Genomic DNA, 24541 nt, shown 5'->3' with positions numbered 1-24541 from the left:
TACCGCCCAGGCGCAACACGCGTACCGCCCACGCGCACGCCCGCGCATCTGCCCGTGGACACCCGGCGCGCAAGCCCGCGTACGCGCCCGCGCAGATGTCCGTGTCCACGCGTATGGGCGTTTTCCAGCGCGGCACCGCCATTGGTGGCAGTCTGCTGAGCAGTAGATACGCAGAGCTACTCCTGTCGGCCGAGGCCTGTGGGGACACGGGCGCGCACCGGTCGCGCCGGGAGCGGCAGTTCGACAGCCGGAGGTGCAGTGTCCGTGGCGTCCAACGTCAACCCCACCGTCAGGCGGCGCAGATTGGGCCAGGAGTTGCGCCGGTTGCGTGAGCAGAAGGGCATGACGGCGGAGGAGGTGGCGGAGCGGCTGCTGGTCTCCCAGTCGAAGATCAGCCGTCTGGAAAACGGCCGCCGCTCCATCAGCCAGCGCGATGTCCGCGATCTGTGCGGGGTCTACGAGGTGGAGGACCACCGCGTCGTCGACTCGCTGATGCAGATGGCCAAGGACTCGCGCCAGCAGGGCTGGTGGCACGCCTTCGGCGACATCCCGTACAGCGTCTACATCGGTCTGGAGACGGACGCGGCCTCACTGCGGGTGTACGAGCCCCAGGCCGTGCCGGGCCTGCTCCAGACCCGCCCGTACGCGGAGGCGCTGATCAGCGGCTCGGCCCCGGAGTGGACGGCCACCGACATCGACAAGCGGGTCAATGTGCGCCTCCACCGCCAGGACCGGATCAAGGAGGGCGCGTCGCCGCTGCGGCTCTGGGCGGTGATCGACGAGTCGGCGCTGCGGCGGGTGGTCGGCGACAAGCAGCTGATGATCGCGCAGCTGGAGTACCTGGTGGAGCAGTCCTATCTGCCGCATGTCACGGTGCAGGTGCTGCCGTTCGACATGGGAGCCCATCCCGGCATCGGCGGGCACTACGCCATCCTGGAGTTCCCGGACGCCGCGGACGCCTCGGTCGTCTACATCGAGGGCGTCACCAGCGATCTGTACCTGGAGAAGGCGAACGACGTGCAGCACTACAGCGTGATGTACGAGCATCTGCGCGCCCAGGCGCTGAACGCGGAGCAGACCCGCCAGTTCATCGGGAACGTGATCAAGGAGTACGCGGGCGGCGCCGTCCGCTGAACAGGACGTCCGCCGAACAAAACGTCTGCTGAACGAGACGTCCGCTGAACGGACTCCTCCGCACGGAGGGCGGGCACGGTACACCCGGCCCGCCCTTCGCCGGAAGTCCCAACGGAATATGCCATCCGGTCGAGTGAACGCCCGCCCCGGAGGCGGAAGTCGGCGAGTAGCGTCGATCGCGTCGGCCTGCAGAGATCCGCCAGGCCGGTACCGGCGTCTCGGCCGACTGCGCAGGCAGTCACCGGGCCGCGTCGGGTGACCCTCGCAGGAACCGGAGCACAGAACATGGCCATCATCCAGGGCGGCACGGACAACTGGACCAAGTCCTCCTACTCATACGCCAACGGCGCCTGCGTCGAGGTCAGGTCGCCGCTCGCCGCCGCTGTCGCGGTGCGCGACTCCAAGGTGCCCGCCGGTCCGGCGATCACCTTCCCCCCGACCGCCTGGAGCGCGTTCGTGCACGAGATCGCCGCGCGATGAGGGCGTGAGCCCACTCCCCCCACGAACACCGCGCCACAGCGAAGAGCCCTCTCGACTGGTCCGCCGTCCCGGCCGAGGGGGCTCCGCCATGTCCGGGCCCGCCCAGTGGGGTCGGCGGCGGCTCAGCCCCTCGGGTAGCGGGCCAGCCAGCCGGGGGCGGCGTTCTCCGGGCCGTGCAGCGCCGGGCCCTGGGTCATCTCCATCGCGAAGTCGTCGGCGAGCGCCAGGATGCTGGGCCGCCCCTCCAACTCGGCGAGCCAGGACGGCGGCAGGGCGGTCTCCCCGTGCAGGGCGCCGAGCAGCGCCCCGGTGAGGGTGCCGGTCGCCGCCGAGGGGCCGTCGTGGTTGACCGCGAGTCGCAGGCCCTGCGCGGTGTCCTCGGCGACCAGGGCGCAGTACACGGCGATGGCCAGGGCGTCCTCGGCGTGCTCCCCGTCGGTGTCACCGAGGGCGGCCAGCGCGGCCGGTCCGGGTGCCCCTCGGCGTACCGCATCCAGCGCGTTCCCCAGCGCCTCGGCCACCGGTTCATGGCCGGGGCGCTGGGTCAGCTGGGCCTGGGCCCGCCGGGCCGAGGCCTCCACCGTCTCGCCCCGGGCCAGCCCGTGCACGATCACCGCGAAGGCGCCCGCGGAGAGGTAGGCGGCCGGGTGGCCGTGGGTCTGGGCGGCGCACTCCACGGCGAGCTGGCTCACCAGTTGCGGCTCCCAGCCCACCAGCAGCCCGTACGGCGCCGAGCGCACCAGGGCCCCGGCATCGCGCGCGGCCGGGTTCTTGGGGCGGTCCAGGGTGCCGAGGACCTCGTCGGCGAGACCGGTGAGGGTGGCCCGGGGCGCATCGCGGCGGACGTACAGCCACTCCTCGTTGGCCAGCCAGCCGTTGTCCTTACGGCGCTCGTCGGGGCCCCAGTCCCGCTGGGTGGCCGCCCAGCGCAGATGGGCCCGGTGGATGTCGGTCGGCGGGTGCCAGGCACCGGTGTCCCGGCGCACCTGGGCGCGGATCAGCCCGTCCACGGTGAACATGCTCAGCTGGGTGGCCGCGGTGACCGCGCCCCGGCGCCCGTAGGCGGGGGCGAGGTCGGTGAGCCCGGCGGGGCCGTGCGCCTCGCGGATGGCCTCGGTGGACAGGGTGTCCACGCCGGCCCCGAGGGCGTCGCCCACCGCGGCGCCGAGCAGGCAGCCGCGTACCCGGGAGCGGAAGTCCTGCTGCTGGGTCCGGCCCCAGACAGCCGCGGTCGCCGCGATCGCCGCACTCACCTCGCGCCCTCCGCCTCCCCGGCCCGCCCGGCACCGCACCGGTTGCCGCTTCTGGCCTGACATGTGCACCCTCAAGCCGGGCGCCGGAGCCTGCACTGTAATCCAAGGGGAGCGGAGCGGTCCGGGTACGCGGAGTGAACGGCCGGATCAGGCCGGGCCGGGCCCCGTCGCCGGCCCGGGGGTCAGTCGGTCAGCACCGGCAGCAGCGTCGGCAGATGCCCGTCGGAGGCGGCCGCCGCCCGCTGCCGCTCCTCGGGGACCTCCCCGTACAGGGTGGTACGCGGCCGGGCGGGGCGGCCCGCGGCCTCGGCGATGGCCACCAGGTCCCGTACCGACTTGTAGGAGCCGTAACCCGATCCGGCCATCCGGGAGATGGTCTCCTCCATCAGGGTGCCGCCCAGGTCGTTGGCGCCCGAGCGCAGCATCTCCGCCGCCCCCTCACTCCCCAGCTTCACCCAGCTGGTCTGGATGTTGGTGATGTGCGGGTGCAGCAGCAGCCGGGCCATGGCGGTCACCGCCCGGTTGTCGCGGACCGTGGGGCCGGGGCGGGCGATCCCGGCGAGGTAGACCGGTGCGTTGGTGTGGATGAACGGCAGGGTGACGAACTCGGTGAAGCCGCCGGTCTCCTGCTGGATCCGGGCCAGGGTGCGGAAGTGGCCCAGCCAGTGGCGGGGCTGGTCCACATGCCCGTACATCATGGTGGAGGACGACCGCAGCCCCAGCTCATGCGCGGTGCTGACCACCTCGATCCAGGTGGCCGCGGGCAGCTTGCCCTTCGTCAGCACCCAGCGGACCTCGTCGTCCAGGATCTCCGCGGCGGTGCCCGGGATCGAGTCCAGCCCCGCCTCCTTGGCCGCCGTCAGCCACTCCCGGATCGACATCCCGGTCCTGCTCGCCCCGTTGACGACCTCCATCGGCGAGAAGGCGTGCACATGGATCCCCGGCACCCGCTCCTTCACCGCCCGGGCGATGTCGAAGTACGCGGTGCCGGGCAGGTCCGGGTGGATGCCGCCCTGCATGCACACCTCCACCGCGCCGACCTCCCAGGCCTGCGCGGCCCGGTCGGCGACCTGCTCCAGGGAGAGGGTGTAGGCGTCGGCGTCGGTGCGGCGCTGGGCGAAGGCGCAGAACCGGCAGCCGGTGTAGCAGACATTGGTGAAGTTGATGTTCCGGGTGACGACATAGGTGACGTCATCCCCCACCACCGACTTCCGCAGCTCGTCGGCGACCCGGCAGAGCGCGTCCAGCGCGGGCCCGTCGGCGTGCAGCAGCGCGAGCGCCTGCTCGTCCGTCAGCCGTGTCGGATCGTCGGCGGCGGTCGCCAACGCCCCCCGCACATCGGTGTCGATCCGCTGCGGCACCATCCCCGGCGCCGCCGCCTCCCGCAACGCCCCCCAGTCGCCGTACACCTCATCAAAATCTTCCCGCCGGTCCCCCGTCCGCCCCTCCCCGTCGATCTCCACATGCAGATCCGTCCGCCCACTCGCCGTGAACGCCTCGTCCGGCTCCTGCCAGGGGCGGCCCACGACGGGCGCGTCCGGCACCGCCAGCCCGGTCTCCGGATCGGCCAGGGCCGTGACATGCGGCAGCAGCCGAGGATCCAGCCAAGGCTCCCCCCGCCGTACGAACTCCGGGTACACACAGAGCCGTTCGGCCAGCCGGAACCCGGCCTCCCCCGACTTCCCCTCCAACGTCTCGATCTGCGGCCAGGGCCGCTCCGGGTTCACATGGTCGATGGTGAGCGGCGAGATCCCGCCCCAGTCGTCGATGCCCGCGCCGATCAGCCGCCCGTACTCCTCGTCCACCAGGTTCGGCGGGGCCTGGAGGCAGGCCGAGGGGCCCATGATGTGCCGGGCGACGGCGATGGTGGCGACCAGGTCGTCCAGCTCCGCGTCCGGCATCCCGCGCATCGCGGTGTCCGGCTTGGCGCGGAAGTTCTGGATGATCAGCTCCTGGATGGAGTGGTACGCGCGCGCCACCCGCCGCAGCGCGAACAGCGACTCCGCCCGCTCCTCGTAGGTCTCCCCGATCCCGATCAGCAGCCCCGAGGTGAACGGCACCGAGGACCGCCCCGCGTCCTCCAGCACCCGTACCCTGACCGCCGGTTCCTTGTCCGGCGACCCGTAGTGCGGCCCACCCGGCTCGCTCCACAACCGGGTCGCCGTGGTCTCCAGCATCATCCCCATCGACGGGGCCACCGGCTTCAGCCGCTGGAAGTCCGTCCACGACATCACCCCCGGGTTGAGGTGGGGCAGCAGCCCGGTCTCCTCCAGGATCCGGATCGCCATCGCCCGTACGTACGCGATGGTGTCGTCATAGCCGTGCGCGTCCAGCCACTCACGCGCCTCCGGCCAGCGGTCCTCCGGCTTGTCCCCCAGGGTGATCAGCGCCTCCTTGCACCCCAGTTCGGCGCCGCGCCGGGCCACCTCCAGCACCTCGTCGGGCGACATGAACATCCCGTGCCCGGCCCGGCGCAGCTTGCCGGGCACGGTGGCGAAGGTGCAGTAGTGGCACTTGTCCCGGCACAACCGGGTGAGCGGGATGAAGACGCTCTTGCTGTACGTGATGGTGCCGGGCCGCCCGGCCGCCGCCAGCCCGGCGTCCCGCACCCGGGCCGCGGAGGCCGTCAGGTCCGCGAGGTCCTCGCCGCGCGCCTGGAGCAGTACGGCGGCCTCCGACACATCGAGCGCGACCCCGTCCCGGGCCCGCCTCAGCGCACGGCGCATCGCGTTGGCCGTCGGGGCGGTGGGAGCGGCGGGGCGGCGTACGGGCTGGTCATCCGTCATGTCCCCGAGCATACGAGCCGCTCACACACGGGCCCGAGCCGCAGGGTGCACCGGTCAGAGAAACTCCGCGTACGCGTCCAGGGTCCGCAGCACCTCCGCTTCCCCCGCCGGAGGCAGCTGGACGACGACTTCCCCGATGCCCAGGTCGGCGAAGCGGGCCAGTTTCCCGGCCGAGGGCCGCACCGCGTACGGAACGATCTGCGGGCCCTCCCCTCCCCGCCCGGCCTCCTCCCAGGCAGCGCGCAGCGCCGGCAGCGCCTCGGTGAGACCGCCACCGCCGATGGGCAGCCAGCCGTCACCGTGCTCGGCGATCGCCGCGAACAGCCGGGGCCCGGGCGCCCCGCCGAACAGCACCCGCGGCGCCCCTCCGGCCGGCTTGGGATACGCGTACGAGGCCCGGACCGCCGCCGTGCGCCCCTCGTACCCAGTCGGCTCATCCGCCCACAACGCCCGCATCAGCCCGATCCGCTCATGCACCGCCCGCCTCCGCGACCCCCACTCCACCCCGTGGTCCTCCGCCTCCTCCCGGTTCCACCCGTACCCCACCCCCAGCGTGAACCGCCCACCCGACAGATGGTCCAGCGTGGCCACCTGCTTGGCCAGGTCGATCGGGTCATGCTGCGCGACCAGCGTGATCCCGGTGCCCAGGGCGATCCGCTCGGTCACCGCGGCGGCCTGCGCCAGCGCACTGAACGGCTCCAGCGTCCGCCCGTACTCCGGCGGCAGCTCGCCCCCAGCCGGGTAGGGCGTAGTGCGCTCGACGGGGATATGGGTGTGCTCCGGCAGATACAACCCGGCGAACCCACGCTGCTCCAGCTCCTGGGCGAGCCGTACCGGAGTGATCGTCTGGTCGGTCAGAAAGACCGTCGTCGCGATGCGCATACCGGCCAACGTACGGCGTGCGGGGGCGACTGCCGAGACGCGCGACGGAACCGTTCGACGGGTACCTGCCCGGTAACCTCCGGACATGGCCGACCCTCACGTCAGCGGCGAAGTCCACCACCGAGCGTGCGGTATCTGCCCCGGGCGCCGGCACCCGGTCGGTGAGTTCGACGTGTTCGAGCGTCCCACCCCCGAGGCCCCGTTCAGCCCGGCCGACGGGCACCGGTACCTCGGCGACGGGACGCCGGTCTGCGTCCACCCCGAGAAGGTCGGACTCCCGCCCGGCCGGTACAAGAGTGAGGGCGCACCGCTCGCGGTCGAACTGGACCTGCCATCCGACCCCTCCCAGGTGGCCGCCTATCTGCACGGGGTGTTCCACGGGGCCGCGCCGGTCCTGCTGGACGACCTGATCGGCCAGGCGTCCGAGCAGCTCCGGCGCGCCTTCCCCGAGTTGGACGCCCTGTCCGTGCTGCGCCAGGCCCTCGCATCGTGGGAGCACTATGGACGGCATGAGGATCGGTGACCTGATCAGAGACCTGCGCAAGGCGCGTGGTTGGTCCCAGGCTCGGTTGGCGTCCGAGGTCAACGACGCCTACGGCACAGCCTTGGGGCGGGAATACGTCAGTAGCTGGGAGCGCTCCAAGCTGCCGCCCGGCCCGTTCTACCTCCGGGTCCTCTCCGCCGTCCTGGACGTACCCCTAGCCGTGCTTGAGGACGATGTGAAGCGCCGAACTTTCATGACCGACGTCGCCGGTGCCGCCATAGCGCCGGTCGTCGCCTCCGATCTGCTCACCCTGGGCTTCGCCGCCCGCCTGCGTGGAGGGCCCTCCGCTGAAGCTTGGGAAGCGAAGCTGGCCACCTACGGCACCGAGTACATGTCGCTGGGAGCGGCGGACATCCAGCGGCGGGTGGCCGGTGAGCTGGTCGCCGTACAGCAACAGCTCGAACAGCCCCGGCTGTGGTCGGTCGCCTCGCGGCTCATGACCCTGTACGCGAAGACCTTTCCCGGGTCGGACGGCACCAAGGCGGTCCACTGGTACCGGATGGCCGCGGAGGCGGCGGATCAAGCGGGGGACGAGGAGACCCGCGTGTGGGTGCGGGGGCGGGCCGCCATCGCCCTGGGCTACGAGGGGGCCGCCTTGGGCGTGGCCGACGTTCTCGCCGACCAGGCCATGGCGATCAGCCGCAAGCCGTCCCTCGGTCTGCTCAACGCGATCATGGGGAAGGCCCATGCCGCCGCCGTGAGAGGTGATTACGGCGCGGCCCGGGAGCTGGCCGAGGACGGCCGCCGGGTCTTCGACCGGGCAGGCTCCTACGAGCAGACCTCCGACTATGCCGTGCCGTGGTGGCGCATGAACGTCTTCCTCTCGCTCCTGCTGGCGAGACTGGGAGATGAACGCGGAGCGGTCGAGGCGCAGGAAGAGGCGGCGAAGGAACTGCCCGGAACCCTGCCTCGGTTCGCCACGCACCTGGAGCTGCACCGGGGGCTGATGCTGGCACGGAGCGGTGACCGTCCGGCAGGACTGAACCACGCGCGGGCCGCCATGGCCGCCCTGCCGCCGGAGAAGCACTCCCTCACCTTGCGTCTGCTGCTGGCGGAGATCGGGCAGGGGGCCGCCCCCGGCTGAGTACCGGCCGCTTCCGGAAGCAGTCGTACGGATGTCGTCCGGGGGCGTTCCGCGGTTCACCGGGCTCCGGCAGGCTGCCGTTATGACGATACGCAGGCGGGAGTTCGCGGTCGGGGCGGCGGGGGCGGTGGCGGCCGGGGTCGCGGGGTCGGTGGGGGCGGCGGAGGCGGCTCCCAGGTCAGCGGCGGAGGCGGCGGGGGTCACGGTGCTGCGGGGGACGTTGCGGCCGGGGGCGCCGGACTGGGTGTATCTGCCGGTGGAGGTGGCGGCGGGTACGGCGGAGGTGCGGGTGTCGTACGCGTACGAGCGGCCGTCGGTGCCGCCCGGGACGGCGGGGAACGCGCTGGACATCGGGCTCTTCGACGAGCGGGGCACCGCGCTCGGGGGCAGGGGCTTCCGGGGGTGGTCGGGCGGGGCGCGGGCGGAGTTCTTCGTACGGGGTGACGAGGCCACGCCGGGGTATCTGGCGGGGCCGGTGCGGGCGGGGACCTGGTACGTGCTGATCGCCCCGTACTCGATCGCGCCGGAGGGGCTGGCGTACACGGTGACGGTGACCTTGACTCCGGGGCCGGCCGGGCGGACGCCGCGTGCGGTGTATCCGCCGGAGAGGGCGCGGGGGCGGGGGCGGGCCTGGTACCGGGGGGACTGCCATCTGCACTCGGTGTACTCCGACGGCCGGCGCACCCCGGCCGAGATCGCCGCCGCGGCCCGCGCCGCCGGGCTGGACTTCATCAACTCCGCCGAGCACAACACCCACTCCGCGCACGGGGCCTGGGAGGGGTTGTGGGGTGATGATCTGCTGATACTTGTGGGTGAGGAGGTCACCACGCGTACGGGGCATGTGCTGGCGGTGGGGACGGATCCGGGGACGTTCGTGGACTGGCGGTATCGGGCCCGGGACCGGCGGTTCGGGCGGTACGCGGAGGTCATCCGGCGGGCCGGCGGGCTGGTCGTACCGGCCCATCCGCACGCCACCTGCGTCGGCTGCGCCTGGAAGTTCGGCTTCGGCGAGGCGGACGCGGTGGAGGTGTGGAACGGCCCGCACACCGCCGACGACGAGGTGGCGCTGGCCGCCTGGGACGCCGCGCTCACGGCCCGGCGCGGCGGCGGCTGGCTGCCGGCCATCGCCTCCAGCGACGCCCATCGGGAGCCGGACCGGGTGGGCTCGCCGCAGACCGTGGTGCTGGCGGACGAGCTGTCCCGGGAGGCGGTCCTGGCGGGGCTGCGGGCCGGGCGCAGCTATCTGGCCGAGTCCTCGGCGGTGACGTTGTCCCTGGTGGTGTCGGGGCCGCGCGGGCAGCGGGCGGGGATCGGGGGGCGGCTGCGTACCGCCCGGGCGGACGACCCGGTCACCGTACGGCTGGAGGTGTCGGGCGCACCCGGCCGCACCGCGCATCTGGTCACCGACCAGGGCACCGTGCACACGGTGGTGCTGCCGGACTCCGCCACCGGGGCGGTGGAGTGGACGACGAGCGCCGCCCGTTCCGCGTACGTCCGTGCCGAGGTCCGCCATCCGTCGGCGGTACCGGGGCTGCCGGGCACCCCGGTGGGGCTGACCAACCCGGTGTGGCTGGGGGGACGGGAGGGGGAGTAGGGCGGGACCTCAGTCGTTGACGGCGGTGAGCAGGAAGGCCGCGTCGGTGACCGCGGTGACGCCGTGCCGTTCGGGCGGCAGCAGATAGAGGGCGCCCATGGTCAGCTCCACGTCCCCCGACTGGGCGGTCACCCGGATGACTCCGCGCAGCACCTGGAGGGAGGCGGCCGGCGGGGTGTTGTGCTCGTCCAGCGAGGTGCCGGCGGTCAGCGCGATCACGGACTGCCGCAGCGGCTGCTCGCGCACGATCAGGTTGGCGCTGCGCCCGTGCTCGTCCCGGTGGGCGGCGATGAGGTGTTCCTCGGCGATGGCGTTGAGATCGTACATACGGTCCACCTTGCCCGGCGGGACGGCCGCCCGCACGCCTACGGCCCGCTCGCATGCGTACGGCTGCCCGCCCGCGTACGCGTACGGGTACGGCGGGAGCAGGCGCCTACGCGGAAGGGCGGGCATCGCGCCGTCCCGCGATGCCCGCCCTTCCTGCCTGGTGCGGCGACCGTCCTGCCCGGTGCGGCCGCCGGGGGTCAGTCCTCGACGACCAGGGAGGGGGTCTCGCGGGTGAGCACCTCGCCGCGGAAGAAGGCGGGGCTGCGGCGCTGCATCACCAGCATGATCACCACTCCGGCGAGCAGCAGCCCGACGCCGATCACGAAGACCGAGCCGATGCCGAGGACGGAGGAGCCGGAGCCGTGCGCCGGGTCCCAGCTGTCGTAGAGCGTCTTGACGAAGACGGCGGTCAGCATCAGCCCGCCGAGCGCCGGCAGCACGCCCTTGAGCAGGGCGTCCTTCGCGGAGGCGGTCAGCTCCCGGCGGAAGAACCAGACACAGGCGAAGGCGGTCAGCGCGTAGTAGAAGCAGATCATCAGGCCGAGCGCGTAGATGGTGTCGACCAGGACGTTCTCGCTGACCAGGGTCATCACGGCGTAGAAGGTGCCGGTGGAGACGCCGGCGATGACGGTGGCCTTGCCGGGGCTCTTGAAGCGCGGGTGGACCTTGGTGAAGGAGTGCGGCAGGGCCTCGTAGGTGGCCATGGCCAGCACGGTGCGGGCGACCGGGATGAAGGTGGTCTGGAGGCTGGCGGCGGCGGAGGCGAGGACCGCGACGAACAGGGTGACGCCGAGGACGGGGCCCATGACCGGGCCGGCGAGGGCGGCGAAGACGTTGTCGGAGGTCTCCGGGTTGGCGAGGCCGAGGCCGCTCTCGCCGGAGCCGACGATCATCTGGGCGGCGATGCCGGTGGCCAGGTAGGAGCCGATCAGCACCACCATGGTGATCATGGCGGCGCGGCCGGGGGTGCTGGCGCTGCCGGTGGTCTCCTCGTTGGTGGCCAGGCAGGCGTCCCAGCCCCAGTAGATGAAGATCGCCAGGGAGAGTCCGGCGGTGAAGGCGGAGAAGGACTCGACGGCGAAGGGGTTCAGCCAGGTCCAGGAGAAGTCCACGCCGGTCGGGAAGTCGGCGCTGCCCACCTGCCCGAACGCCATCACCACGAAGACGGCGAGGACGAGGAGCTGGAGGCCGACGAGGGCGTACTGCACGCCCTTGGTGGCCGTCATGCCCCGGTAGCTGATCGCGGTGGCGATGGCGATCAGGGTCAGGCAGGTGAGGATGTGCGCGGCCTTGTTGTCGTCCAGGGCGGCGACGGAGGGACTGCCGGTGATCTCACCGGCCAGGAGCCAGAAGTACGAGGTGGCCACGCCGGCCAGGTTCGACAGGACGATGATCGTCGCGATGACCAGACCCCAGCCGCACATCCAGCCGACCCGGGGGCCGAAGGCCTTCACCGTCCAGGTGAAGGAGGTGCCGCAGTCCGGCATCACCCGGTTGAGCTCGCGGTAGGCGAAGGCGACCAGCAGCATCGGCAGGAAGCCGGCCAGGAAGACGGCGGGCATCTGGAGCCCGACCTCCCCGGCGGTGGGGCCGAGGGTGGAGGTCAGGCAGTACACGGGGGCCACGGTCGAGATACCGATGACCGCGCTGCCGAGCAGCCCGACGGAGTTCCCGCCGAGGCCCTTGCCGCGCACCTCCGTGGTGGTGTCACCCGGCATGGTGACGCCCCTTACCGTGTCTCCGGCCTGGGGCCGCGCTTCCACCTGAGTCATGAACGAGACGTTAAATGCTGCGGTTTCCATATCCGGAGTGCGGAAGTTCGCGATCTTTGCCTTGCATTCACAGGGGCGGGGCGGCTATTGGTCGGGGAATGGAAGAGTGGGTGGCGCCGCCGCCCAGCCGATCAGGGGGCGTCCAGCACACCGTCCGGTATGCGGGAACCGCAGGGCTGTCCGATTTGCCGGTTTCAGAAATTTCCCGTGCGTTTCGCTGCGCGTTGCGGCGTGCGGGGTGGGTGACGGCCATCGCGGTGCCGCCACCCCCGTCCGGGGCCGGTCCGCGCCGGGTCACGCGGCGGTACGCGCTCACCCCACCCGGTAGCCGAGGGCCGTCGCCAGCAGGGCCGCCTGGTCCAGGTCGATCCGGGTCCCGGAGGCCTCGGCCGTACGCGCGTCCAGCGCCGACAGGTCGCTGCCCCGCAGATCGGCACCGGCCAGCCGCACCCCGCCCAGCGCCGCCCCCGACAGATCGCAGCGGGTCAGCACCGTGCCCTCCAGCCGCGCCCCGGTGAGGTCCGCCTCGCGCAGCCGCACCCCGTCGAAGGAGGCCCGGCGCAGGTCGGCGCCGGGCAGTGCCGAGAAGGACCAGTCACCCCCGTCCACCGCCAGCAGCCCGAAGGTGGTCCGCTCGAAGCTCGCGCCGACCGCCTTGCACCCCTCGAAGCGGGCGTCGAAGAAGGAGCAGCCGCGGAAGACGCAGTTCACGAAGGCGGAGCCGGTGTGCCGGGAGGCGTTGAACGCCACCCCGGAGAAGACGCACCCGTCGAAGACGGCGCCCTCCCCGACCACCTCCGTCCAGTCCAGGTCATAGAAGGTGTACCCCTCGTACACATCCCGCGGCCCCAGCTCCCGCCCGTACCAGTCCTCATCCCGTACCACCCGCCCGCTCCCCGCCCCGGGGGTGCCGTGTCGATCAGCCATCCCTCCATTGAAACCGCCACCACTGACAGCGCCGTCCCCTCTGACAGCGGCCGCGGACAGGAGGTGGCGGCTGGGGCGGTGTGCAGGTGCGGTGCAGAGCGGGGTCGGTGGCAGGGCCCCTACTGACGCGTCCGGCACCGGCAGGGCAGACTGTCCGGGGCGGAGCCGACCGCGCGGGGCCGTGGGAAGCGGAACCGGCGGGCGAGAGGGGCAGCAGGGGGAGCTATGGACCGTGAGCACGGGCCGGAGACGCCGCCGGTACAGCCGCCGCCGCAGCGGACCGGAACCCATGACGTAGACAGCACGGCCAGCGCGGCCAGCGCGGCCAGCGCGGCCAGCGCGGCCAGCCAGGAGTACGGGGCGGGGAGCGGGTTGCGGTTCACCGTGCTGGGGCCGGTGCGGGTGGTACGGGACGGCGAGGCGCTGCCCTCCGGTTCGCCCCAGCAGCGGGCGCTGCTGGCCGCGCTGCTGCTGCGCGAGGGGAGCACCGCGACGGCGGCCGAGCTGATCGACGGCATCTGGGGCGAGCGGCCGCCCACGCAGGCGCTGGCCGCGCTCCGTACGTACGCCTCCCGGCTGCGCAAGGTGCTGCCCGCCGACGCGCTGGTCAGCGAGTCGGGCGGGTACGCGCTGCGGATCCCGCCCGGGTCGGTGGACCTGCCCACCGCCCGGGGCCTGGCCGACCGGGCGGGCAAGGCCCGGGCCGCGGGCGACCGCGGCGGGGCGCGCGAGCTGCTGGCCCGGTCGCTGGAGCAGTGGGACGGCGAACCGCTCGCCTCGGTGCCCGGCCCGTACGCCGAGACCCAGCGCACCCGGCTGGCCGAGTGGCGGCTGACCCTGCTGGAGACCCGGCTCGAACTGGACCTGGAGTGCGGCCGGCACGCCGGCACCGTCTCCGAGCTGACCGCGCTGACCGCCGCCCACCCGCTGCGGGAGCGGCTGCGCGAGCTGCTGATGCTGGCGCTGTACCGGGGCGGCCGGCAGGCCGAGGCCCTCGCCGTGTACGCCGACACCCGCCGGCTGCTCGCCGAGGAACTGGGCGTCGACCCGGGCCCGGAGCTGGCCCGGCTCCAGGAGCGCATCCTGCGCGCCGACGAGGAGCTGGCCCGGTCCGCCGAGGAGTCCGCCCCGTACACCGGCCCCACCCGGCCCGCTCAGCTGCCCGCCGCCGTACCGGACTTCACCGGCCGCGCCCCCTTCGTCCGCGAGCTGGGCGCGCGGCTGGCCGGCGGCGCGGAGGGCACGGAGGCGGCCGAGGGAAGGGGCGATGGTCCGGGGGCCGGGTCGGTGATGGCCGTCTCGGCGCTGGCCGGGATAGGCGGGGTCGGCAAGACCACGCTCGCCGTCCATGTGGCGCACGCGGCCCGGCCCGGCTTCCCCGACGGCCAGCTCTATGTGGACCTGCAAGGCGCCGGGCCGCGTCCGGCCGAGCCCGAGGTGGTGCTCGGCGCCTTCCTGCGCGCCCTGGGCACCGCCGACACGGCCGTACCGGACGGCCTGGAGGAGCGGGCCGCGCTGTACCGCTCGACGCTGGCCGGGCGGCGGGTGCTGGTGCTGCTGGACAACGCCCGGGACGCCGCCCAGGTCCGCCCGCTGCTGCCGGGCACCGCCGGGTGCGCCGCGCTGGTCACCAGCCGGGTGCGCATGGTGGACCTGGCCGGGGCGTATCTGGTCGACCTGGACGTGATGGCGCCCGACGAGGCGCTCCAGCTGTTCACCCGGATCGTCGGGGCCGAGCGGGTGGGCGCCGAGCGGGAGGCCTCGCTGGACGTGGTCGCCGCCTGCGGGTTCCTGCCGCTGGCCATCCGGATCGCCGCCTCCCGGCTGGCGGCCCGCCGCACCTGGACGGTGTCCGCGCTGGCCGCCAAGCTCGCCGACGAGCGGCGCCGGCTGGACGAGCTGCGGGCCGGCGACCTGGCCGTGAAGGCCACCTTCGAGCTGGGCTACGGCCAGCTGGAACCCGCCCAGGCCCGCGCGTTCCGGCTGCTGGGGCTGGCCGACGGGCCGGATGTCTCGCTGGCCGCCGCGGCCGCGATGCTCGACCTGCCCGCGGAGGAGGCCGAGGAGCTGCTGGAGTCCCTGGTGGACGCCTCCCTGCTGGAGTCCGCCGCGCCCGGCCGCTACCGCTTCCACGACCTGGTACGGCTGTTCGCCCGCTCCTGCGCCGAGACCGGGACGGGGGCCGGGACGGGGGCCGGGACGGGGGCCGGTACCGGGGCCGCTCACGGGGCGGCGGGCCGGCCGGAGGGGGCGGCGGCCCTGGACCGGCTGCTGGGCTTCTATCTGGCCACCGCCGCCCGGGTGTACGCCATCGAGCGGCCCGGCGACCGGCTGGTGGACCGGCTGGAGCCGGCCGGGTACGCCGGGCTGGACTTCGACGACCGGTACGCGGCGATGGACTGGCTCTACGCCGAGGCGCACTGCCTGCTGGCCTGCGCCCGCCAGTCGTGCACCGGCGCCGCCGCCGAGCCGGAGCGGCTGCGCCCCGCGGTGGACCTGCTGTGGGCGGCCCAGGATTTGGCCGAGTCCGGCGCCAACGCCCAGCAGTACGAGGCCGCCGCGGTCACCGCCCGGGAGGCGGCCCGCGCCGCCGGGGACGCCCGGGCCGAGGGCCGGGCCCGTACCGCGCTGACCAACGTCCACCTGGTCGCCGGACGCTACGACGAGGCCGACGAGGAGGCCCGCGCGGTCCGGAGGCTGGCGGTGGCCAGCGGGGACGCGGCGCCGGTCTACTGGTCCGACAACGACCGCGGCATCATCGCCCTCAACCAGGGCCGCTACCCGGACGCCGAGGAGCTGTGGCAGCGCGCCCGGGACGGCGCGCGGGCCGACGGCAACGCCTCCGTGGAGGCCAGCGCGGTGTGCAACCTGTCCCGGCTGCACGGCTTCACCGAGCGACGGGACAGCGCGGTCCAGCTGGCCCGCGAGGGGATCGCCCTGTACCGGCGGATCGGCAGCGACATGCGGTTGGACAACGCCCGGTACGCGCTCGGGGTGGTCCTCTCCCACGGCGGCCGGTACGCCGAGGCCCTGGTCGAACTCACCGAGGCTGCGCACGGGTTCGGCCGCAACCGGCAGTGGCTGTGGCAGGGCACCGCGTACTTCCGTATCGCCGAGGCCCAGTTGGCGTCCCGGCGGGCGCCGCTGGCCGCCCAGCACGCGGAAGAGGCGCTGTCGCTGGGCTGCATCGGCGGCGATCGGATGCGGGGCAATGTGCTGACGGTGCTCGGCCGCGCGCTGGACGCCCTCGGCCAGAGCGACCGGGCGCGGGCCTGCTGGCAGGAGGCGCTCGCCCTCTACGAGCGGCTGGGCGCCCCCGAGGCCGATCGGGTCCGCACCCTGCTGACCCCGCTCGCCGCGGCCTGAGTACGATCGGCGGGCCCCGGGAACGGCCAGCAGGGCCCGAGCACGGCCGGGGGCGCTTTCGCCTCCTGCCCCACCTGGGCGTTCAGCGTTCGTTTATGCGCGTCCGGCACTGTTCCTACCACGATCCGCCGCGTCGGGGGGCAGGCGGATCGCCTGGGGGCCGTCACTAGGGTGGACGGTCCTGAAGCGCCCGTTCGGCGACCGCGGGGGGAGCCGCCGGACGGGCGTCTCGTTCCCGCCGGCCCCCACCAGGCACCACCAAGGAGCACAGCATGAGCAACGCCGCAGAGCAGCCGACCGCGCAGCCACTGGACCACCACACGCCCGCGCCGCCCAAGAACGCCGCGCAGCCGCTGGACCACCACACGCCCGCGCCGCCCAAGAGCGCGGCACAGCCGCTGGACCACCACACCCCGGCACCGCCGAAGGACGCCGCGCAGCCGCTGGACCACCACACGCCCGCGCCGCCGAAGAACGCGGCGCAGCCGCTGGACCACCACACCCCGGCACCGCCGGCGCGCTAGGGCGAACCGAGCCGAGCCCATCGGTTCGCCGCACCAGGGGGGAACGAGGCCGCGACGGGAGGGGACCCGTCGCGGCCTCGCCGTGTGCGCCGCGCCGCCCTCTCGTCCCGTACCGCCCTTCGTCCCGTACGCCCTTCGTCCCGTACGCCCTTCGTCCCGTACCGCCCTTCGTCCCGTACGCCCTTCGTCCCGTACGCCCTTCGTCCCGTACCGCCTCAGGCCCGCTCGGCCGCCGCCGCGCAGCGGACGACCCGGTCCACCGCCTGGGGCCGGCCCATCCGCAGCTCGACCGCCCGGCTCTCCCCCGCGTCCAGGGTGAGCGAGGTCCGCGCCCGGTCGACCACCTTCCCCCGGTCGTCCAGGAACTCGATCCGTACCGCGAACCGGGACTCGACGGCGGCGCGGGAGGTCACCCGGACCGTGGCCGTGGTGTCGTCGCCCCCGCCCTTCCGCTTCCCCTTCCTCGCCCCGGTCCGCTTCCGGGCGCCGGCGTCCTCCACGCAGTCGACCACCGCGACCGCCACGTCCTCGCCGGTGGAGGCGGAGGGGGTGGGCGCGGCCGTGGTGTCGCCGCCCGAGCCGCTGCCATGGTCGTCGTCGGAGTAGTCGCTGCCGTGACCGCCGCCGCCGTTGCCCTTCTTGGAGCTGGAGCAGCCGCCGCCCCCGCCGGAGCCGCCCCCGCCCTTCCTCGCGCCGAGGCCGCTCTGGAAGCCGGTCAGTGCCAGCACCACCGCCAGCAGCACCACCGTGAACCGCAACCGCCTGCGTACCATCTCCGCACCCCCGTGCTGTGTCATGTTCCCGTCGTACGACCCGGCCAGGTTAGCGGCCCGCTCGCGGCGGCCGCCCGGACGGGCCCCGCCCTGTGGCAGCCGCGCGGGCTCCGGCGTACGTTCGGGAACGGACCCGACCGGCGTCGGCAGGAGGCCGAGCATGATCCGCAACGCCGTCGGCTCGCTGCTCGCCCTGGTGGGCGCCGCGGCCGCCGTATGGAGCCCCTTCCTCGCCTGGTACAACGGCCGCGCCGGTCGCGACTACGCGATCGCCGACCTGTTCGGCGGCATCACCGGGAGCGAGCCCGCGCTGATCGCCTCGCTGCTGCTGCCGTTCGCCTTCGCGGCGCTGCTCACCATGCTCGGGATCGTGCTGCGCTCCCGGCTGGTGGTGGCGCTCGCCGGGCTGGTGGTGCTGGGCTTCACCGTGCTGTGGATGGTCCGCCAGGGGCAGGCCGCCGACAGCCTGAGCATCGAGCCGGACGGCACCGGGCTCGGCTGGGGCGTGGGCGCCGCCGCGGCCGGCGGGCTCCTGCTGCTGCTCGCCGCCGCGCTGATGAGCGGGCGCCGAGGGGTGCGGGGCCGCCGCCGGGCCCGCCGGGGGCGGGAAGAGGCCCCCGAGGGCCGGTACGAGGACCCGTACCAGCAGCCCCATCCGCAGCCGTACGAGCAGCAGCCGTACGGCGATCAGTACGGCGGTCCCCAGGGCCACCCCGGCCCGTACGACGGTCAGCAGCCCCCGTACCCGCACCAGGGCCAGGACCAGCCGACGCGCTCCTACGGGCCGACGGACACGCCCCCGTACGGGCAGCGCTACGACGGGCTGGACGAGCACCGGCCGCCCCCGGACGAGGACGGCCGACCGCCGCGGTAGCCACCGGCGCTAGCGTGCCGTGCCGCCGCGGCCGGTCGCCGTGCCCTTGACCGCGTCCAGCGCGTAGACGCAGCGGTCCTTGCTGCACGCGTACACCACACCCGCCCGGGCCACCAGCGAGCCGGTGATCTCGCCGCCGGTGGTGAGCTTCCAGCGCAGCTGCCCACCGGCCGCGTCCACCGTGTAGAGGACATGGTCGGCCGAGCCGAAGTGCAGCCGGCCGTCGGCGACCACCGGGGCGCCGATGATCGGGCCGCCGGCCGGGAAGCGCCACTTCGGGGTGCCGGTGACCGCGTCCAGGGTGTAGAGCGCGCTGCCGCTGCCCACGTGCACATGGCCGTCGGCGACCAGCACCGGCTCGGTGGACTGACGGGACTCGGTGGCGATCCGCCAGCGGTCCTTGCCGGTCGTCGCGTCCAGCGCGTACACGGTGCCGAGGTAGTCCGCCAGATAGACCCCGCCGCCGGTGACCGCCGGGCCCGGGGCGAAGGCGGGCGGCGAGAGGAAGACCGCGGGGGCCTCGAAGTGCCAGCGCACATGCCCGGAGGCGATGTCCACCGAGAGCACCCGGGTGCCGGCCGCCACATAGGCGTAGCCGTCCTCCGCGGTGGTCACCCGGACCGGCGCGCCCCCGCAGGAGGCGGCGTCGCCGATGGGGTAGGACCAGCGCTCGATACCGGTGCGGGCGTCCAGGGCGCGCAGCCGGGCGTCCTTCCAGACGAAGACGGTGTCCCCGTGCAGGGCGGGCCCCGCGTCGGCGGTCTCGAAGTCGGTCTGGGCGCCGGTGACCTCCCACAGCCGGGAGCCGTTGGAGGCCTCCCAGCCCTGGACGCCGCCGCCCCGGGTGCCGGTGACCACGGTGCCGCGGTCCACGGCGAGCGAGTACACCCACGCGTCGGTGTTCAGCCGCCACCGCTCGGTGCCGTCCAGGGCGTCCAGCGCGTACAGCGAGGGGCCGTCGGAGGCGTGCACCCGGCCGTTCTCGACCGCCATGGTCCAGGCGACCTCGCGGGTCTTGAACTGGCGTCGCCCGGTGGCCGTGTCCAGCGCGTGCACCTCGAAGGAGGTGACGTAGAGCAGGTCGCCGTCGACGATCGGGGTGCCCCAGACGTCGTTGGACATCCGGAACCGCCAGGGCCGCCAGCGGCCGGGACCGGTGGGCTCCTGGGCGGGCATCGGCGGCACGGACGGCGGTACGGGGGCGGGGGCGGCCCCGGTGACCGGCGCCCCCGCGCCTCCGCCTCCTGCTCCGGCTCCGGCTCCGGTGAGCCCGGCCGGGCGCCGGATCCAGCCGGTGGCGGGTCCGGCGTCGGCGACCACGGCCGCGCGGGTGTCGGCGACCCGCGGCCCGGGGCCGATCGGCACGGGACCGGCGCCGAGGCGCACCGGGGCGCCGGGGGCGCGTGCGTGGCCGGTGCGCGGGTCGGCGCCATGGCCGCCGGGCCCGTGCCCGGGCCCCGGGGCGGGCCGGGAGGGCGGTACGGGCGGTGGCGCGGAGGGCATCGGCGGGGGCGGCGGCGGGTTGGGGCGGCCGCCGCGGCGGGCCTCGATCATCGCGGTGGAGCGCGCCGGCAGCCAGGCCGAGGCGGTGCCGCTGTCGTCGCCACCGGCGAAGAGGTGCGGGGCCAGCTGGGACTGGAGGTCGGCCGGGGTGGGCCGCTGGGTGGGGTCCTGGTTCATACAGGACTCGATGAGCGGCCGCAGCTCCTCGGGCAGGCCCTCCAGGTCGGGGCCCTCGCGCAGCAGCATGAAGACGGTCTCGACCGGATTGGCGCCATGGAACGGGGCGTGTCCGGTGGCGGCGAACACCAGGGTCGAGCCGAGCGAGAAGACATCGCTGGCGCCGGTGACGCTGCGGGAGTCGCGGGCCTGCTCGGGGGACATGTAGGCGGGTGTGCCGACGGCGACGTTGGTCATGGTCAGCCGGGTGTTGGAGACCCCGGAGGCGATACCGAAGTCGATGACCCGGGGCCCGTCCTCCACGACCAGGACGTTGGAGGGCTTGAGGTCGCGGTGGACCAGGTCGGCGCCGTGGATGGACTGAAGGGCCTCGGCGATGCCGGCCGCCAGCCACCGTACGGCCTGGGCGGGCAGCGGCCCGCACTCGTTGACGATCTCCTCCAGGGAGGGCGCCGGGACGTAGGCGGTGGCCAGCCAGGGCACGGCGGCCCGGGGGTCGGCGTCGACCACGGCCGCGGTGTAGAAGCCGGAGACCGCCCGGGCGGCCTCCACCTCGCGGGTGAAGCGGACGCGGAACAGCTGGTCGTCGGCGAGCTCGGTCCGTACGGTCTTGATCGCCACGCGCCGGCCGGACGCCGACCGCGCGAGATACACCAGGCCCATGCCGCCGGCCCCGAGCCGGCCCAGCACCTCGAAGGGCCCGATGCGTCTCGGGTCGTGCTGCGTCAGCTGGTCCACTTGCCTGCCACCTCCCCGTGGGGGCCCTTGGATGGTCGGCCCCCGTGGACCCCGATTCTTCCTGTCCGAGGCGGCGGTTGCGAACCCGGGGGCGTATCGGGGTGTCATGCCCTTTTCCGGACCGGAAGCGGGTAGTGAGGGTGGTGTCAGGCGTCCCCTGGTGGCGTCACGGCCGCCTTGGGCCCGTCAGGCCGCCCTTGGGCCCGTCAGGCCGCCCCTGGGGCCCGTCAGGCCCTTGGTAGCGGCTCAGGCCGCCTTGGGCTCGGCCAGCACGGCGAAGACCGCGCCCTGGTCGTCGGCGAGGAGCGCGATCCGGCCGTACGGGGTGTCGAACGGCGGTTCGTTGATCCGGCCGCCCAGCTCGGTGGTGCGGGCGGCGGTCTCGTCGCAGTCGGCGACCGAGAAGTAGACCAGGAAGTGGGCGGGCATCGCGGCCGGGAAGGCGTCGGTGATCACGCTGCGTCCGCCGACCGCGTTCTCGTCGCTGGCCCGCGTCCCGGCCGGCGACCAAACCCGGAAGTCCACGGTGGCGTCGTCCAGGTCGTGCACCTGGAAGCCGAACACCGTCTCGTAGAAGGCGTCCACGCTGTCCTTGTCCCGGGTGTAGACCTCGGTCCAGCAGAAGGAGCCCGGTTCGCCCTGCCGCTCGAAGCCGCTCTGCCCGCCCGCCTCCCAGAGCCCGAAGACGGCGCCGCCCGGGTCGGCGGCCTGGGCGATGACGGCCAGGCCGCCGGCGAGCGGCACCGGGTCGGTGATCACCAGTCCGCCGGCCTCCGTCACCCGGCGCGCGGCGGCCGGAGCGTCGGGGGTGGCGAAGTAGACGTTCCAGGTGGTGGGCATGCGGCCGTCCCGCTTGGGCGCGAGCGCGGCGACCCGGCGGCCGTCCCGGTAGGCGGTGGCGTACGGGGCGGCCTCCCCGGAACCGACCCGGTCGACGCCGTCCCGGACCCGGTCGGCACCGTCCGGCCCGAGTGCGCCGAGCCCGTCGGCCTCCTCGAAGGACCAGTCGAACAGGCCCCCGTAGAAGCGCTTGCCGGCCCGGACGTCGGGCAGCAGCACGTCCGCCCAGCACGGGGTGCCCTCTGCGAATGCGGCCATGGACCGATCCCTTTCCCTGGAGCGCCGGAACGCCGGAACGCGGAACGTCGCAACGCCAGATCATCGCAACGCCGGAACGTCGCAACGCCGGAACGTCGCAACGCCGGACGTCGCAACGCCGGAACGTCGGAACGCGGAACATCGGAACGCGGAACGCCGGGGCGATCCAGCGGGCCCGCCCGGCTGCTTCCACTGCTTCCACTGCTTCCACCGCCTCCACGCTAAAGGCGCATCGGGCGCCGCGCAGAAATGAATGCTCCGGCTTTCACCGCACCCGGGGCACCGAAAGCCCGGTAAAACCGGTGAAAGCGGCACCCTCGGCGGCGATCGCCACCGGATTTCCCGGCCGTCCTCGTGACGCCTCCCGAGTGATCCCGCCGGCCCCTTCTCCTCCCCTCCACTCCTCGCTCCTCCCCGCTGATCTTCATCCCCTCTCACCCCATTGCAGTCGGCCGAATAGCGCCCCGATCATCCGTCGGTAAGCTGACGGCATGACAGGACAAGTACGTACCGTCGACGGCCGCGTGGCCGGCCGGCGTGGCCAGGCGACGCGGCAGAAGCTGCTCGACTGCCTCAGCGAGATGCTCGGCTCCTCGCCGTACCGGGACGTCAAAGTCATCGACGTCGCCCGTAAGGCGGGGACTTCTCCGGCGACCTTCTACCAGTACTTCCCCGACGTCGAGGGCGCGGTCCTCGAAATCGCGGAGGAAATGGCGAAGGAAAGCGGCGAGCTGGCCGATCTGGCCTCCGGCCGTTCCTGGGTCGGCAAGGCCGCCTGGACCACCTCCGAGGAGCTGGTCGACGGATTCCTCGACTTCTGGCGCCGCAATGACGCGCTGCTTCGGGTGATCGACCTGGGCGCGGCGGAGGGCGACAAACGGTTCGCGAAGATCCGGATGAAGATCCTCGGTTCGGTGACCTCGGGAATCTCCGACGCGGTCAAGGAACTCCAGGCCAAGAACCGGGTCGACAAGGACGTCAACGCGGCGGCGGTGGCGGGCGCCCTGGTCACCATGATGGCCGGTGTGGCCTCCCAGCCGAAGGCCTTCCAGGCCTGGGGTGTGAAGCAGGCCGAGGTCAGACCCAATCTGGCGCTGCTGGTGCATCTGGGCATCACCGGCAAGAAGCCCACCCGCTGAGCCACCCCGGCCGCCACCCGTGCAGTAACGTTCCGCCACCTCGCCCGGCGGCCCCTGGCGACCTCTGGCGGCCCCGCCCGCCGATGTGCCCTGCCGCCCGTCGGCGCCCCCCGCCCGACGGCCCCGCCCGCCCCCGCCGCCGGTCCTGTCGCGGCGCGGGGCGGACATGTCTCTCGCACCGCCGCCCGCACCCCGCCGCCCCGGCGGCGCCCCGCATCATGTCCCCATGGACCAAGCCCGTTTCGACGAGATCCTGCGCGCCCAGCCGGTCTGGGACACCGAGTTGCCCTCCTTCGACCCGGACCGGGCCCCCTCGGCGCCGCTGCCCCTCTTCCACGACTGGTTCGCGGCCGCCGCCGAGGCGGGGCAGGCCGAGCCGCACACCATGTCGCTGGCCACGGTGGACGCCGAGGGGCGCCCGGACGCGCGGATCGTCATCCTGCACGGCGCCGACGAGCACGGCTGGCACTTCGCCACCCACGCCACCAGCGCCAAGGGCCGCCAGCTCGCGGCCGCCCCGGACGCCGCCCTCTGCTTCTACTGGCCCGCCCAGGGCCGCCAGATCCGGGTGCGCGGCACGGTGGTCTCCGGCACCCCCGAGGAGGCGTATGAGGATCTGCACGTCCGCTCCACGGGTGCGCTGGCCGCGGCCCTGGTCGGCCGCCAGAGCGAGGTGCTGGACTCCCTCCCGGCGCTGACCCGGGCGAGCGAGGCCGCCTGGGAGCGGGCCCGGGCCGAGCCGGAGACCTCCGCCGAGACCTGGACGGTCTACGCGCTGACCGCGACCGAGGTGGAGTTCTTCCAGGGCGACGCCCGCCGCCGCCATGTACGCCTGCGCTACCGGCACGGGGAGGACGGCGACGGCGTCGGCTGGGTACGGGAGTTGCTCTGGCCCTAGGAGGCCACCACGCCCCGCGCCCACTCCGCTACCCTGCGCGCATGCCACAGCACTCGACTCCCCGCACCCCGGCCCGGTCCCGGGCGTTCGCGCTCACCGCCGGCGCGGCGACCGCCCTGCTGGCCGCGACGGCCGCGCAGCTGCTGCTCCCCCACGCCGCGGCGACCCAGACCCGCCACACCCTGGCCGAGCCCCCCGCCCCGTACACCCCCACTCCCCCACCGGCCCCCGAGGAGGGCTGGACGACGCACATCTATGCGCCCGATTGGCGATGACGAAGCGGGAGGGTAGCGGGATGCCCGGCCCTACCGGCAGGTACTCCATCACCATGCCGCGCGGCCTCACGGAGGCCGCCCGGGCTCGCGGCGGCCCGTCCGGCCCGTCCGCCTGCGTGACCGCCGCCGTCGCCCGCCGGATCGAGCGTGACGCCCTCGACGAGCTCATCACCGTCGCCGAGGCCGAACACGGACCCATCGGCGAGGAGGAGGTCCAGGCACTGCGCGATCGGCTTCACCAGGCCCACGGGCGTCAGGGGTGGAGCGGGGTGAACACCGCGTGAACCGCCCCGGCTGCCCCGGGACCGGTCATGGTCCTCACCCTCGGACCCGGAGGACCCGGACCCGCGGGCGGCCGCCCGGTGCGGTGGCCGTCTCACCGTGATCAAGGTC

21 protein-coding genes are annotated in these 24541 nt (G+C 73.9%); 12 read left to right on the top strand and 9 right to left on the bottom strand.

What is annotated here, in order from left to right:
- Positions 1-264: 264 nt before the first annotated feature.
- Both ABZ945_RS01215 and ABZ945_RS01210 read left to right on the top strand, forming a co-directional pair.
- On the top strand, positions 265-1134 hold the full coding sequence (locus ABZ945_RS01215) for a helix-turn-helix transcriptional regulator (RefSeq protein WP_361261948.1): 870 nt from the start codon (positions 265-267) through the stop codon (positions 1132-1134).
- Between the two features lie 285 nt (positions 1135-1419).
- The gene (locus ABZ945_RS01210; protein ID WP_361261945.1) at positions 1420-1614 is read left to right on the top strand and encodes a DUF397 domain-containing protein; all 195 of its coding nucleotides are present in this window, start codon (positions 1420-1422) and stop codon (positions 1612-1614) included.
- A 122-nt stretch (positions 1615-1736) separates the two neighbouring features.
- On the opposite strand, the gene ABZ945_RS01205 is transcribed toward ABZ945_RS01210, so the two are convergent.
- The 3 genes from ABZ945_RS01205 to ABZ945_RS01195 form a co-directional block, all read right to left on the bottom strand.
- A complete protein-coding gene (locus ABZ945_RS01205; protein WP_361261942.1) occupies positions 1737-2867 on the bottom strand; it encodes an ADP-ribosylglycohydrolase family protein in 1131 nt (376 codons plus the stop codon).
- 182 nt (positions 2868-3049) lie between these two features.
- Positions 3050-5653: a bifunctional FO biosynthesis protein CofGH gene (locus tag ABZ945_RS01200; RefSeq protein ID WP_361261939.1), complete on the bottom strand. Its 2604-nt coding sequence runs from the start codon at positions 5651-5653 to the stop codon at positions 3050-3052.
- Positions 5654-5707: 54 nt separating this feature from the next.
- Positions 5708-6535 carry a TIGR03619 family F420-dependent LLM class oxidoreductase gene (locus tag ABZ945_RS01195; protein WP_361261936.1) on the bottom strand — a complete coding sequence of 276 codons (828 nt, stop codon included), beginning with the start codon at positions 6533-6535 and terminating at the stop codon, positions 5708-5710.
- Positions 6536-6620: 85 nt separating this feature from the next.
- Between ABZ945_RS01195 and ABZ945_RS01190 the strand changes: the two genes are divergently transcribed.
- The 3 genes from ABZ945_RS01190 (at position 6621) to ABZ945_RS01180 (ending at position 9757) form a co-directional block, all read left to right on the top strand.
- On the top strand, positions 6621-7058 hold the full coding sequence (locus ABZ945_RS01190) for a hypothetical protein (protein WP_361261933.1): 438 nt from the start codon (positions 6621-6623) through the stop codon (positions 7056-7058).
- Positions 7045-8163 (top strand): helix-turn-helix transcriptional regulator, encoded by a 1119-nt coding sequence (locus tag ABZ945_RS01185; protein ID WP_361261930.1) that lies wholly within the window; start codon positions 7045-7047, stop codon positions 8161-8163. Before ABZ945_RS01190 ends, ABZ945_RS01185 begins: the two co-directional genes overlap by 14 nt.
- A gap of 82 nt (positions 8164-8245) precedes the next feature.
- Entirely contained in the window at positions 8246-9757 is a 1512-nt protein-coding gene (locus tag ABZ945_RS01180; protein ID WP_361261927.1) for a CehA/McbA family metallohydrolase, read from the top strand.
- A gap of 9 nt (positions 9758-9766) precedes the next feature.
- On the opposite strand, the gene ABZ945_RS01175 is transcribed toward ABZ945_RS01180, so the two are convergent.
- From ABZ945_RS01175 to ABZ945_RS01165, 3 genes are all read right to left on the bottom strand, one after another.
- Positions 9767-10084 (bottom strand): cupin, encoded by a 318-nt coding sequence (locus ABZ945_RS01175; RefSeq protein WP_361261924.1) that lies wholly within the window; start codon positions 10082-10084, stop codon positions 9767-9769.
- A gap of 197 nt (positions 10085-10281) precedes the next feature.
- Complete coding sequence (locus ABZ945_RS01170; protein ID WP_361261921.1) at positions 10282-11856, bottom strand: APC family permease; 1575 nt, start codon at positions 11854-11856, stop codon at positions 10282-10284.
- Between the two features lie 312 nt (positions 11857-12168).
- Entirely contained in the window at positions 12169-12783 is a 615-nt protein-coding gene (locus tag ABZ945_RS01165) for a pentapeptide repeat-containing protein (protein ID WP_361261918.1), read from the bottom strand.
- Between the two features lie 225 nt (positions 12784-13008).
- Between ABZ945_RS01165 and ABZ945_RS01160 the strand changes: the two genes are divergently transcribed.
- Positions 13009-16149, top strand: coding sequence for a BTAD domain-containing putative transcriptional regulator (locus ABZ945_RS01160; protein WP_361261915.1), 3141 nt, complete (start codon positions 13009-13011; stop codon positions 16147-16149).
- A 272-nt stretch (positions 16150-16421) separates the two neighbouring features.
- A complete protein-coding gene (locus ABZ945_RS01155) occupies positions 16422-16673 on the top strand; it encodes a hypothetical protein (protein WP_361261912.1) in 252 nt (83 codons plus the stop codon).
- A gap of 215 nt (positions 16674-16888) precedes the next feature.
- Here the strand turns inward: ABZ945_RS01155 and ABZ945_RS01150 are convergent, their stop codons facing one another.
- Entirely contained in the window at positions 16889-17470 is a 582-nt protein-coding gene (locus ABZ945_RS01150) for a hypothetical protein (protein WP_361261909.1), read from the bottom strand.
- A 136-nt stretch (positions 17471-17606) separates the two neighbouring features.
- Here ABZ945_RS01150 and ABZ945_RS01145 point away from each other — a divergent pair, with 136 nt between their 5' ends.
- Positions 17607-18320: a hypothetical protein gene (locus ABZ945_RS01145; protein ID WP_361261906.1), complete on the top strand. Its 714-nt coding sequence runs from the start codon at positions 17607-17609 to the stop codon at positions 18318-18320.
- A 9-nt stretch (positions 18321-18329) separates the two neighbouring features.
- Here the strand turns inward: ABZ945_RS01145 and ABZ945_RS01140 are convergent, their stop codons facing one another.
- A complete protein-coding gene (locus ABZ945_RS01140) occupies positions 18330-20738 on the bottom strand; it encodes a PQQ-binding-like beta-propeller repeat protein (RefSeq protein WP_361261903.1) in 2409 nt (802 codons plus the stop codon).
- Positions 20739-20984: 246 nt separating this feature from the next.
- Positions 20985-21836: a VOC family protein gene (locus ABZ945_RS01135; RefSeq protein WP_361261900.1), complete on the bottom strand. Its 852-nt coding sequence runs from the start codon at positions 21834-21836 to the stop codon at positions 20985-20987.
- A gap of 491 nt (positions 21837-22327) precedes the next feature.
- Here ABZ945_RS01135 and ABZ945_RS01130 point away from each other — a divergent pair, with 491 nt between their 5' ends.
- The 4 genes from ABZ945_RS01130 to ABZ945_RS01115 all read left to right on the top strand — a co-directional run bounded on the left by ABZ945_RS01130 (position 22328) and on the right by ABZ945_RS01115 (position 24432).
- Complete coding sequence (locus ABZ945_RS01130) at positions 22328-22975, top strand: TetR family transcriptional regulator (RefSeq protein WP_361261897.1); 648 nt, start codon at positions 22328-22330, stop codon at positions 22973-22975.
- 226 nt (positions 22976-23201) lie between these two features.
- A complete protein-coding gene (locus ABZ945_RS01125) occupies positions 23202-23873 on the top strand; it encodes a pyridoxal 5'-phosphate synthase (RefSeq protein ID WP_361261894.1) in 672 nt (223 codons plus the stop codon).
- A gap of 41 nt (positions 23874-23914) precedes the next feature.
- Positions 23915-24148 carry a hypothetical protein gene (locus tag ABZ945_RS01120; RefSeq protein ID WP_248634820.1) on the top strand — a complete coding sequence of 78 codons (234 nt, stop codon included), beginning with the start codon at positions 23915-23917 and terminating at the stop codon, positions 24146-24148.
- A 20-nt stretch (positions 24149-24168) separates the two neighbouring features.
- The gene (locus ABZ945_RS01115; protein ID WP_361261890.1) at positions 24169-24432 is read left to right on the top strand and encodes a CopG family transcriptional regulator; all 264 of its coding nucleotides are present in this window, start codon (positions 24169-24171) and stop codon (positions 24430-24432) included.
- Positions 24433-24541: the final 109 nt, after the last annotated feature.

The organism is Streptomyces sp. NPDC046887 (genome assembly GCF_040644755.1).
GTDB classification, from domain to species: Bacteria; Actinomycetota; Actinomycetes; order Streptomycetales; family Streptomycetaceae; genus Streptomyces; species Streptomyces lichenis.
Note: the sequence above shows the minus strand (reverse complement) of the source record. Positions and strands in the feature narration are given on the sequence as shown.

Bases quoted from the DNA above. Each gene is read 5' to 3' on its own strand.
- ABZ945_RS01130 (WP_361261897.1), top strand. From the start codon at position 22,328: ATGACAGGACAAGTACGTACCGTCGACGGCCGCGTGGCCGGCCGGCGT.
- ABZ945_RS01175 (WP_361261924.1), bottom strand. From the start codon at position 10,084: ATGTACGATCTCAACGCCATCGCCGAGGAACACCTCATCGCCGCCCAC.
- ABZ945_RS01200 (WP_361261939.1), bottom strand. From the start codon at position 5,653: ATGACGGATGACCAGCCCGTACGCCGCCCCGCCGCTCCCACCGCCCCG.
- ABZ945_RS01115 (WP_361261890.1), top strand. From the start codon at position 24,169: ATGCCCGGCCCTACCGGCAGGTACTCCATCACCATGCCGCGCGGCCTC.
- ABZ945_RS01155 (WP_361261912.1), top strand. From the start codon at position 16,422: ATGAGCAACGCCGCAGAGCAGCCGACCGCGCAGCCACTGGACCACCAC.
- ABZ945_RS01170 (WP_361261921.1), bottom strand. From the start codon at position 11,856: ATGACTCAGGTGGAAGCGCGGCCCCAGGCCGGAGACACGGTAAGGGGC.
- ABZ945_RS01185 (WP_361261930.1), top strand. From the start codon at position 7,045: ATGAGGATCGGTGACCTGATCAGAGACCTGCGCAAGGCGCGTGGTTGG.
- ABZ945_RS01120 (WP_248634820.1), top strand. From the start codon at position 23,915: ATGCCACAGCACTCGACTCCCCGCACCCCGGCCCGGTCCCGGGCGTTC.
- ABZ945_RS01135 (WP_361261900.1), bottom strand. From the start codon at position 21,836: ATGGCCGCATTCGCAGAGGGCACCCCGTGCTGGGCGGACGTGCTGCTG.
- ABZ945_RS01195 (WP_361261936.1), bottom strand. From the start codon at position 6,535: ATGCGCATCGCGACGACGGTCTTTCTGACCGACCAGACGATCACTCCG.
- ABZ945_RS01210 (WP_361261945.1), top strand. From the start codon at position 1,420: ATGGCCATCATCCAGGGCGGCACGGACAACTGGACCAAGTCCTCCTAC.
- ABZ945_RS01125 (WP_361261894.1), top strand. From the start codon at position 23,202: ATGGACCAAGCCCGTTTCGACGAGATCCTGCGCGCCCAGCCGGTCTGG.
- ABZ945_RS01190 (WP_361261933.1), top strand. From the start codon at position 6,621: ATGGCCGACCCTCACGTCAGCGGCGAAGTCCACCACCGAGCGTGCGGT.
- ABZ945_RS01160 (WP_361261915.1), top strand. From the start codon at position 13,009: ATGGACCGTGAGCACGGGCCGGAGACGCCGCCGGTACAGCCGCCGCCG.
- ABZ945_RS01145 (WP_361261906.1), top strand. From the start codon at position 17,607: ATGATCCGCAACGCCGTCGGCTCGCTGCTCGCCCTGGTGGGCGCCGCG.
- ABZ945_RS01165 (WP_361261918.1), bottom strand. From the start codon at position 12,783: ATGGCTGATCGACACGGCACCCCCGGGGCGGGGAGCGGGCGGGTGGTA.
- ABZ945_RS01180 (WP_361261927.1), top strand. From the start codon at position 8,246: ATGACGATACGCAGGCGGGAGTTCGCGGTCGGGGCGGCGGGGGCGGTG.
- ABZ945_RS01150 (WP_361261909.1), bottom strand. From the start codon at position 17,470: ATGACACAGCACGGGGGTGCGGAGATGGTACGCAGGCGGTTGCGGTTC.